General features: G+C 64.4%; 1 protein-coding gene. It reads right to left on the bottom strand.

Annotated features, from left to right (window positions below):
• On the bottom strand, positions 1-536 hold a 536-nt coding region (locus FK530_RS25340), incomplete at both ends, for a F0F1 ATP synthase subunit A (RefSeq protein WP_146489525.1).

Below are 536 nucleotides of genomic sequence, written 5' to 3'. Positions count from 1 at the left end.
CGTGAGCACGGCGAAGATGTAGGCCTGCAGGATCGCGATGAAGATTTCGACGAGGGTGACCACCAGGGACGTCCCGACCATGAGGACCGCCAGGCCCTTCATGCCTCCGGCCGACGCCAGCATCGCCGAGGTCCCGAAGAAGGTCAGGGCCAAGAGCAGGTGTCCGGAGATCATGTTGCACAGGAGTCGGATGGCCAGGGTCGCCGGTCGCACCACGAAGTTGGAGAAGAACTCGATGGGGGTGATGAGGAAGTAGATGGGCCAGGGCAGTCCCGGTGGGAAGAGCTGGGACTTGAAGAAGGGCCCGACCCCCTGTTCACGGATGCCCGCGGCAATGAAGGTGACGTAGGCCAGCACGGCGAAGACGACAGGCACGGCCATGACGGAGGAGGCCGCAATGTTGATGCCCGGGACGACGCCGGTGAGGTTCATGCCGAGCACGCCGATGAAGATGACACCCAGGATCGGTGCGAAGCGCCGTCCCCTGGCATCCCCCAGCATCTCGATGCCGATCGAGCGGCGGACGAACTCCGCGA

The organism is Tsukamurella conjunctivitidis, assembly GCF_007858475.1.
Lineage (GTDB): Bacteria > Actinomycetota > Actinomycetes > Mycobacteriales > Mycobacteriaceae > Tsukamurella > Tsukamurella conjunctivitidis.
Note: the sequence above shows the minus strand (reverse complement) of the source record. Positions and strands in the feature narration are given on the sequence as shown.